Raw genomic sequence first — 9,584 nt, forward strand, 5'->3', positions numbered from 1 at the left:
GCCCACGGCCGGGGAGCTAAAAGTTGCAAAGGTTTAGACAATGACTCAACCAACACCGGAACAGAACGCAGTGGCTGCTACAGCAGACAAGGAACAACAGTACCAGGCGCTGATGGACAGCTTCCTGAATGACGAAAAGAATGCTGCCGTCGAAAAGTACCCGGAATTGCTCGCCGCCTACAAGGTGCAGGAGCACTACGAGATTTTCTTCCTGAAGGGCGCCAGGGATGAGGTGGGATTGGTCGAGCTTAAAAAGAAGATCGGCAAGAAAATCATCGGTGAGTTGGTCTACGGTGTGGGTTCAGCAGAATCCACCATGAAGTAGGGTGGATTGAGGTGGCGCCCGGGAGGATGGGATTTTCTGTTGGTCGATCCGTCCTCTCCCGAGTTTGCTTCCGTTCCGCTACTTCTTTTTTGCCGGGCAGGTGCTGAGCCCCAGCAGGCTATACAGCGGGTTCCAAACAATCTAAATTGGAACAATCGGTGGAACCAATGTTTGCTCTGCTCAAGACTTAAGCCCACAGAGTGGGCAAGGTTGGTTGAAATGTATTTCTACCGTTTATTTGTTCAAACAGTTCTCCAACCTCTGTTCACAATCTAAACATTGTCCGGAAAGTATATTGCAGCTTCCAACACAGTTGTGGAACGAGGCTATGCAAATACGTTCTTCGTCGCTCGAAGGTGTTTCACATTGGGGTGGAAGAGTGATTGCGGGGGAGTTAAGCCCCCTGGCTGTCAGGTCACAGTAGCTTTTCAATAGTAAGGCGTGCCGCTCGTTGTTGGCAGTCGCACTATTTGTCAGCTCCAGTGCCAGCAGTTCTCTTTGTGTGTAAAACATGCTCCTTATGGCACTTTGATTCTCTATTCGAGGGTATGTTTCTGGTGCAGAAGTGCTGCACCCTATCAGCATTGTTGATGTAAGTGCCAACAATATAAATTTTTTTCCGATCATCTTCACATCCTTGTCTGTTCCATTGTCTCGTCTCAGATATGTTCACATGTGAACGTAAGCCTAGCATTAAATCGTTCATATGTGAACGATTAGGCAAGACCCAATCCAACCTATGAACCTAGCGGATAACCTGGCAATAAATCTAAGAAAGCGGCGGGGAAAGCTATCGCAAGAAGCTTTCGCGCGAAAGCTGGGTATCTCTCGCGCTACATTGACCCGTTTGGAGAATGGTGTCCAAAACACAACATTAAAGACACTGGATCAGATAACCAAGAGCTTACGTTGTGATGTGGGGGATTTGTTCAAAAACTAAGCTGAGTGTAAAAAGTGTTCCCCGTTGTTCATGAAATCCCTACCCCCCGATTTGGGTAAACGAACGTCCAGTGCCAGAATCAAGCTCCGAATTCAGAGCGCGGTAAATGAATCAGATCGGCCCCAAAATACGTGAGTTGCGCGAAAAGGCGGGTATGACACAGGAGCAGCTTGCCGCCCGTTGCAACCTGGTTGGGCTCAATATCAGTCGCGGTACATTGGCTAAAATGGAGTCGCAGGTCAGGCGTATTACCGATGAAGAGGTCGGCTTGATGGCGAAGGCTTTAAACGTAGATGTTTCTAAGTTCTACGAGTGAGCGTCAGGCTGTTTGGCCGCGGCTTGTGCGCAACTGCTTGGGGATTCGCTCAGGAGGCGATGCCTTCCTGAGCGTTGTGTTCAACATAGGGCTGAGTTCGGTCACCCTTTCTTCGTCGGGCAGGTGCTGAGCCCCAGCAGGCTATACAGCGGGCAGCTGCTGAGCAGTCCGGTAGCCAGCGGTATGACGCCGATCCAGCCCCAGGGGGTTTGCGGTCCGACAAAGACCAGTGCGATCAGAACCAGTCCGAGGATAATACGAATTATCCGGTCAACATTTCCTACATTGGTTTTCATGCCGTCGCTCTCCATTAATGTGCAGTCAGTGTGGATGTGCTGGGGCAATTCTGATTTGATAGCGGTCAACTGCACCACAGATTCTTCCCGCATCAACCGACGCCCACTCTGAGGATAGACCATGTTACGCCTGCGAACGTTTCTTACCCTGACTGTGTTGGGCGGGTTGACGGTGGTGCTGCCCATCGCCCTGCTGGTGATGATCTTTGTCTGGCTGTTTGGCGGCATCTCCGAGCTGATCAGCCCGTTGACCGGCCTGCTGCAGGAGCAGACGACACTGAACGAATTTGTGGCGTTTGTGGTGGTGTTCGGGCTGATTCTGTCCTCCTGTTTCCTGGTGGGGCTGCTGATCAAAACCCGTCTGGGCGGATGGCTGCACGGCCATCTGGACGGCTGGCTGGCCAGGCTGGCACCGGGTTATCGCACCATTCGCGAGGTGGTGTCGCAACTGCTCGGCGGCCAGGGCGAGACCACCCTGCTGAAAGGGCAGGCGGCACTGGCGAAGATTTTCGGGCCGGATTCCCCGGTGACCGCCACCGCCATTGTCACCAGTCGCCACCCCAATGGCGACTTCACGGTGTTTGTGCCCACCGCGCCGATTCCCACCTCTGGCATGACCTATCACATGCCGGCGGAGTGTGTGGAGGTGCTGCCCCACGTCACGGTGGAGGAGGCGATGCGCACCATCATTGCCTGCGGTTCCGGTTCGGCGGAAATGCTGGCGAAAAATGCCCGCAAGGCGCAGCAACAATTGCCGGACTACGAAGAGTAGTTCTTGCCGATAAATTGCCCTCCAATTTAGCGATTTGCTAAAATCGTTTTATTTTAGACGGTTACGGCCGTTATTCGCCGCCTCCCGCCACCGCTGTATTTTTTCTGGCGGGGTGGGGGCGCCAGTCTGAGAGTCCAAGCGACTGATTTATTTCAGTTATCTCCCTCGATTTATCATTCTTTTTTACGACACCAACTCATTCCCAAGTCCCATTGTTGACTACCCGGTTGGGGAAGATACTCGGTTCTATGGGGAATCTTATTTCCACAACGCCTGAATTTCCCTAGTGACACATGGTGTAGCCAGTGAATAAGTCGCGCCTAAATCAACGATAAAAATTTTGAAAATAGAAGAGACTCAGGAGCCAGAGATGAAATCGCTTAACCACAGACCGACCTATAAGCTGCTGGGACGTTCAGCATTGGCTGCAGCGTTGATCAGTACCTTTGCCATCAGCGCCAATGCGGTGTCCTTCAATCCGGTCACGGATGCCGACATTCTTAACGACCAGGCGACCACTGAAGATGTGGTCAGTTACGGCATGGGCCCCAAGGCCCAGCGCTTCAGTCCGCTGAAAACCCTCAACCGGGACAACGTGGCGGAATTGCGACCCGTTTGGGCGTTCTCCCTGGGTGGCGAGAAGCAACGGGGTCAGGAGTCCCAGCCGCTGGTGAAGGACGGGGTGATGTATATCACCGGTTCCTACTCCCGCATGTACGCTATCGATGTCGCCACCGGTGAAGAACTGTGGCAGTACGATGCACGGCTGCCCGACAACATCATGCCCTGCTGTGACGTGATCAACCGCGGCGCGGCCCTGTACGACGATCTGGTGATCTTCGGCACCCTGGATGCCAAACTGGTGGCACTGGACCGCGAGACCGGCAAGGTGAAATGGAAAAAGAAACTGGCCGATTACAAGGCCGGCTATTCCTTCACCGCAGCACCCCAGATTATCAAGGGCATGGTCATCACCGGTGTCTCCGGCGGTGAATTCGGCATTATCGGCAAGGCCGAAGCGCGCAATGCCAAAACCGGCGAGCTGGTGTGGAGCCGCCCGGTGATCGAGGGCCACATGGGCTACCTCAACGGCAAGGAAAATGGCATTACCGGCGGCGCGGCCAACAAAACCTGGCCCGGCGACATGTGGAAGCAGGGCGGCGGCGCGACCTGGAACGGCGGCACCTACGACCCGGAAACCAACCTGATCTACATGGGCACCGGCAACCCGGCGCCGTGGAACTCCCACACCCGCCCCGGCGACAACCTGTATACGGCTTCACGGCTGGCGATCAATGCCGATACCGGCGAAATTGTCTGGCACTTCCAGACCACCCCCCACGACGGCTGGGACTTCGACGGTGTCAACGAGCTGATTCCCTTCGACTACATGGATGGCGGCAAAACCGTCAAGGCGGCGGCCACCGCTGACCGCAACGGCTTCTTCTACGTGTTGAATCGCACCAACGGCGACTTCATTCGCGCGCTGCCATTTGTGAAAAACATCAACTGGGCCAAGGGCATCGATGCCAAGGGCAAACCCATTTACAACGAGGCCAACCGTCCCGGCAACCCGGAAGACAGTGCGGATGGCAAGAAAGGCACCTCGGTGTTTGCGATTCCCTCCTTCCTGGGCGGCAAGAACTGGATGCCCATGGCCTACAGCCAGGATACCGAGCTGTTCTATGTGCCCTCCAACGAGTGGGGTATGGATATCTGGAATGAACCGATTGCCTACAAGAAAGGGGCTGCCTACCTAGGCGCCGGTTTCACCATCAAACCCCTGTTCGAGGACCATATCGGCTCCCTGAAAGCCATTGATCCGAAGTCCGGTGAGATCAAGTGGGAATTCAAGAACAACGCGCCGCTGTGGGGTGGTGTGCTGACCACCGCCGGCAAGCTGGTCTTTACCGGCACCCCGGAAGGTTATCTGTATGGCCTCTGTGCCGAGACCGGCAAGGTGCTGTACAAATTCCAGACCGGTTCCGGCATCGTCGGCTCCCCGATCACCTGGGAACAGGGCGGTGAACAGTATGTATCGGTCATCTCCGGCTGGGGCGGCGCTGTTCCGCTCTGGGGCGGCGATGTGGCAAAACGCGTCAACTATTTGAACCAGGGTGGCACTGTCTGGACCTTCAAGCTCCCTAAATCATGATCGTTTAACTCCCTTGCTTGTCCTTTAGCCTCAACCTGATACCCGCCGGGTATCAGCTTGAGGATTTTTTTTTGACACAGCATGTTCTCTTCCACTGTTCCCCGCCGCCAGATGCAATGCCTCGGGGGACTTCCAGCTCAACGGGAGTATTTATGCTCTTAGGGCGCGCACTGAAAACAACGCTGACCATTGCCCTGTTGCTGACGTTGGCGTTGCCGTTGGCGGGACGGTTGTATGCTGCCCCCGCCGATAACCGCTCACCGGCTGAGCGCAACTGGCAGGGTGCGGAATCCTGGCGGGACATTTTTCCCACCGCCAGTCACCTGGGGGAAAAGGACGCCAGCCTGGGGGTGTGGCCGGTGTTTCGCGGCGCGGCCCCGCTGGGGTACCTGTTCGAGTCCAGTGACTTCGTGGCCATTCCGGGCTTTTCGGGCGAACCGGTCAACCTGTTGGTGGGGCTGGATGTTCGCGGCCGGTTTAGCGGCGTGAAATTGCTCAAGCACCATGAACCCATTTTCCTGCACGGTCTCGGCGAGGCGCCGCTGCTGGAATTCATCCGGCAGTATGCGGGACTGTCCGCCACCGACAATATCAAGGTGGGCCGGCAGCGCGCCGGCGCCAATGCCTACATCGACGGGATTACCAAGGCCACCGCGTCGGTGGTTGCGATCAATGAAACCATTCTGCTGTCGGCACTGAAAGTTGCGCGGGAAACCCTGGAGGGATTTGAACCCCACTCGGTGGCGCAGGTGCGCACGGATATTTTCAGCCCCATGAGCTGGGATGAAATGATTGCCGAAGGGTATATCCGGCGGCTGACCCTGTCCCGGGCCCAGGTGGCCGAGGCGTTTGACGATACCCCGGTAGCCGGCCTCGGCCCGGCCTCGGCCCGTGCGCGGACAGAGCCCTTTATCGATCTGTATTACACCTACCTCAACGTGCCGACCGTGGGGCTGAATCTGCTGGGGGCCGAAGACTACCAGCGCATGCTGGAAGAGCTGGGTCCCGGCACCCACGCCGTCGCGGTGCTGTCCAATGGCCTCGCCAGTTTTATCGATGAGGATTTTGTGCCGGGTTCGGTGCCGGATCGGCTGGTGGTAAAACAGCAGGATCTGCCCATCGAGATCCGCGACATGAATTTCTATGATTACGACGAGGTTCACTCCCCCTACTTCGGCGGGTTCGACAGCAGCAAAATCTTCCGCATCAAGGCGCAGTCCGATTTTGACCCCGCCGCGCCCTGGCAGCTGTCGCTGATCGTCAGCCGCAGCAAAGGGCGGCTGTTTGAAACCGTCAACCAGCGGTTCTCCTCCGGGTATCACTTGCCGGACAAGTTCTTCTTCTACGACGAGCACGCCGAAGCGACACCCGAGCGCGATGCGCCCTGGCTGGTCATCTGGAAAAACCGGCTGTGGGAGGTGGCGATACTGCTGACCAGCCTGGCGATGCTGACGGCCATCTTTGTGTTTCAGCACCGCATCACCCGCTACCCCAAGTTGTTTCACCGCCTGCGCTGGGGATTCCTGTGGTTCACCCTGGTGTTTATCGGCTGGTACGCCCAGGGGCAGTTATCGGTGGTCAATATTTTTACCATTTTCCAAGCGATGCTGGGCGGCTTCAGGCTCAGTGATTACCTGATAGATCCGATCCTGTTTATTTTGTGGCTCTATGTGTTTGTCTCACTGTTTGTGCTGGGGCGGGGGCTGTACTGCGGCTGGCTTTGCCCCTTTGGGGCGCTGCAGGAAATGGCGGCCTGGCTGGCGAAAAAACTGCGCATTCCGCAGCTTAAAATCACCTTCCGAACCCACACCCGGTTGTGGCGGGCGAAATATGTGGTGCTGATACTGCTGCTGGGCACCTCCCTCTACTCGTTGACCGCGGCGGAAATCCTCTCCGAGGTGGAGCCGTTCAAAACGGCGATCACCCTGGTGTTTATTCGCTCCTGGCCCTTTGTCCTCTACGCCGTCGCCCTGCTCGTGCTCAGCCTGTTTGTGCACAAGGCCTACTGTCGCTACCTGTGCCCCCTCGGGGCGGGGTTGGCAATGTTGGGCTGGCTGCATCGCTTTGAGTGGTTGCAGCGGCGCGCGGAATGCGGCAGCCCCTGCCAACTGTGCAAACACAAGTGCGAGATCGGTGCCATCACCCCGGCGGGCAAGATCGATTACAACGAGTGTATCCAGTGCCTGGAATGCATCGTCTACTACCACAACGACGATCTCTGCCCGCCGTTGATCAACGCAAAAAAGCAGCGCCGGCGACAGGTCGGGGATATGCAGCGGATTACCGCGATTGAGCCGTTCGAAAACGGCTGATTTGCCCGCTGGCCGGCAACTGTGCCGGGGGGCGGATCGTCAGGAAAGACTCCTACTAAAGGCCGGTTTTCCAGGACCCAAAGTAGAATATTGAAATGGATTGGCACCACATATTATTGAGCATAAGGGTACATCTATACGTGTATTTAACCGAGAGGGTGTGAGTCGTCACACACCAGTGTTCTGTTGACGGAGCCTGCGCCGGAAACCCGAAAAGGCAGCTTCCAAAAACAGGTAGACAAAATATAAGCAGGAAGGAGTTAGTCATGATTTACGCACAACCTGGAACCGAAGGCGCTGCCGTGTCCTTTAAATCCCGTTATGAAAATTATATCGGTGGTGAATGGGTGGCTCCGAAAGAAGGCCGGTACTTTGAAAATATCACCCCGGTAACCGGCAAGCCATTTTGCGAAGTACCTCGTTCATCTGCCGCCGATGTCGAGCTTGCGCTGGATGCCGCCCATGCCGCAAGAGAGGCCTGGGGCAAGACTTCTGTGACCGAGCGCTCCAACCTGCTGCTGAAAATTGCCGATCGCATCGAGGCGAACATCGACAAGCTGGCCGTCGCCGAAACCTGGGACAACGGCAAAGCTGTCCGTGAGACATTGAATGCGGACATCCCGCTGGTGGCGGATCATTTCCGCTACTTTGCCGGCTGTATCCGCGCCCAGGAGGGCAGCGCCGCCGAACTGGATGAGCACACCGCGACCTACCATTTCCATGAGCCGCTGGGGGTGGTGGGGCAAATTATCCCCTGGAACTTCCCCCTGTTGATGGCGGCCTGGAAACTGGCGCCGGCACTGGCGGCGGGCAACTGCGTGGTGATGAAGCCGGCCGAACAGACCCCGGCGTCCATTCTGGTGCTGATCGAAACCATTCAGGATCTGCTGCCGCCGGGCATTATGAACATCGTCAACGGTTTTGGCGCCGAGGCCGGCCAGGCGCTGGCGACCAATACCCGTATCGCCAAGGTCGCGTTCACCGGCTCCACGCCGGTGGGTGCCAAGATCATGGAATATGCCGCCAAAAATATTATTCCGTCCACGGTGGAGCTGGGCGGCAAATCCCCCAATATTTATTTTGAAGATGTCCTGCAGTTCGAAGACAGCTTTATCAGCAAGTGTGTAGAGGGACTGCTGATGGGCTTCTTTAACCAGGGCGAGGTCTGCACCTGTCCGTCACGGGCGCTGATCCAGGAAAGTATTTACGATGAATTCATCGAGCGCGTCATCGCCCGCGCCGGACAGATCAAGCAGGGCAACCCGCTGGATACCGAGACCATGGTCGGTGCCCAGGCATCCCAGGAGCAGCTCGATAAGGTTCTCTCGTATATGGATATTGCCCGGGAAGACCGGGCAGAGTTCCTGATCGGCGGACAGCGCAATGAACTCGGCGGCGACTTGGCGGGTGGCTACTACGTCCAGCCGACTTTGCTGAAGGGTGACAACTCCATGCGGGTGTTCCGGGAGGAAATCTTCGGCCCAACCCTGGGTGTCACCACGTTCAAGGACGAGGCCGAAGCCCTGGCGATTGCCAACGACACCGAGTTCGGTTTGGGGGCAGGGCTCTGGACCCGGGATATCAACCGCGCCTACCGGATGGGTCGCGGCATTCAGGCCGGCCGGGTGTGGACCAACTGTTACCACGCCTATCCCGCCCACTCGGCATTTGGCGGTTACAAGAAATCCGGTGTCGGTCGGGAAAATCACAAGATGATGCTCAATCACTATCAACAGACCAAAAACCTGTTGATCAGTTACGACACCAATCCGTTGGGCTTCTTCTAAGGATCAACCCTGGCGCTGCGGCTGCTTGCGATGGTGCAGGTATGCGTGACCAGCAGGCGTAGCGCGAGGTTACACCACAGACTCTTGGCGAGTTCCCGGGTAAAGAGGGGCGGGGCATTTTCACACATTAGTCGGTGCCGAAATGCCCGGGGAAATTGAGTACAGCCAGGAGCAGGGCAAGTGAATAACCAGGATCAACAATTGGCATAGGATGTTTTTTGCGGCCACACACTCCTCAGATAAAGATAACATTGAGGTATTCAACAATGACTGCGCGGATGACATTTTCCAGGCTACTGAAAAAAATCAGGATGGCGAAAGGCCTGTCCCAGGAGCATCTCGCCTTTGAGGCCGGCATGTCCATGCGCTCGATCTCATTGCTTGAAGGCAACAAACAACAGCCCACCATCACCACCATCGAGAATCTCTCCAGGGCGCTGGGTGTCAGCATGGTCGAATTTATCAAGGAGGTAGAAATCGACCGGGGACCACTGATTAATTCCTAGTGTCATAACGCCCTGGCGAGTTAAGCACCGTTTCCCTTTTGTTCTGGACAAGGATTGACGTCATTTCCGGCCTGTTGGCACGGCAGTAGAACTACCCTGGATGATCTATGGTCTTAGTGAGACCCAATAAATAGATGACGCTAACCTGTGCGGTATTTGAGGCCCTGAGGTAGGC

At 56.2% G+C, this 9,584-nt stretch carries 9 protein-coding genes; 8 read left to right on the top strand and 1 reads right to left on the bottom strand.

Going from position 1 to position 9,584, the window contains the following annotated elements:
- Positions 1-40: 40 nt before the first annotated feature.
- From ABY948_RS08790 to ABY948_RS08800, 3 genes are all read left to right on the top strand, one after another.
- Positions 41-325 carry a hypothetical protein gene (locus ABY948_RS08790; protein WP_461482158.1) on the top strand — a complete coding sequence of 95 codons (285 nt, stop codon included), beginning with the start codon at positions 41-43 and terminating at the stop codon, positions 323-325.
- A 739-nt stretch (positions 326-1,064) separates the two neighbouring features.
- Entirely contained in the window at positions 1,065-1,265 is a 201-nt protein-coding gene (locus ABY948_RS08795; protein WP_461482159.1) for a helix-turn-helix domain-containing protein, read from the top strand.
- Positions 1,266-1,371: 106 nt separating this feature from the next.
- Positions 1,372-1,581 (top strand): helix-turn-helix domain-containing protein, encoded by a 210-nt coding sequence (locus tag ABY948_RS08800; RefSeq protein WP_461482160.1) that lies wholly within the window; start codon positions 1,372-1,374, stop codon positions 1,579-1,581.
- Positions 1,582-1,682: 101 nt separating this feature from the next.
- Here the strand turns inward: ABY948_RS08800 and ABY948_RS08805 are convergent, their stop codons facing one another.
- Positions 1,683-1,970 carry a YgaP family membrane protein gene (locus ABY948_RS08805; RefSeq protein WP_461482161.1) on the bottom strand — a complete coding sequence of 96 codons (288 nt, stop codon included), beginning with the start codon at positions 1,968-1,970 and terminating at the stop codon, positions 1,683-1,685.
- Positions 1,971-1,998: 28 nt separating this feature from the next.
- Here ABY948_RS08805 and ABY948_RS08810 point away from each other — a divergent pair, with 28 nt between their 5' ends.
- The 5 genes from ABY948_RS08810 (at position 1,999) to ABY948_RS08830 (ending at position 9,409) form a co-directional block, all read left to right on the top strand.
- Positions 1,999-2,649, top strand: a complete 651-nt coding sequence (locus ABY948_RS08810; protein ID WP_461482162.1) for a DUF502 domain-containing protein — start codon at positions 1,999-2,001, stop codon at positions 2,647-2,649.
- Between the two features lie 370 nt (positions 2,650-3,019).
- Positions 3,020-4,804 carry a PQQ-dependent methanol/ethanol family dehydrogenase gene (locus tag ABY948_RS08815; protein ID WP_461482163.1) on the top strand — a complete coding sequence of 595 codons (1,785 nt, stop codon included), beginning with the start codon at positions 3,020-3,022 and terminating at the stop codon, positions 4,802-4,804.
- A 152-nt stretch (positions 4,805-4,956) separates the two neighbouring features.
- Positions 4,957-7,116: a 4Fe-4S binding protein gene (locus ABY948_RS08820; protein ID WP_461482164.1), complete on the top strand. Its 2,160-nt coding sequence runs from the start codon at positions 4,957-4,959 to the stop codon at positions 7,114-7,116.
- A 266-nt stretch (positions 7,117-7,382) separates the two neighbouring features.
- Positions 7,383-8,903 (top strand): acetaldehyde dehydrogenase ExaC, encoded by a 1,521-nt coding sequence (exaC, locus tag ABY948_RS08825; protein ID WP_461482165.1) that lies wholly within the window; start codon positions 7,383-7,385, stop codon positions 8,901-8,903.
- A 278-nt stretch (positions 8,904-9,181) separates the two neighbouring features.
- Positions 9,182-9,409: a helix-turn-helix domain-containing protein gene (locus tag ABY948_RS08830; protein WP_461482166.1), complete on the top strand. Its 228-nt coding sequence runs from the start codon at positions 9,182-9,184 to the stop codon at positions 9,407-9,409.
- The last annotated feature ends 175 nt before the right edge of the window (positions 9,410-9,584 follow it).

It is taken from the genome of Porticoccus sp., assembly GCF_041592135.1.
GTDB lineage: Bacteria > Pseudomonadota > Gammaproteobacteria > Pseudomonadales > Porticoccaceae > Porticoccus.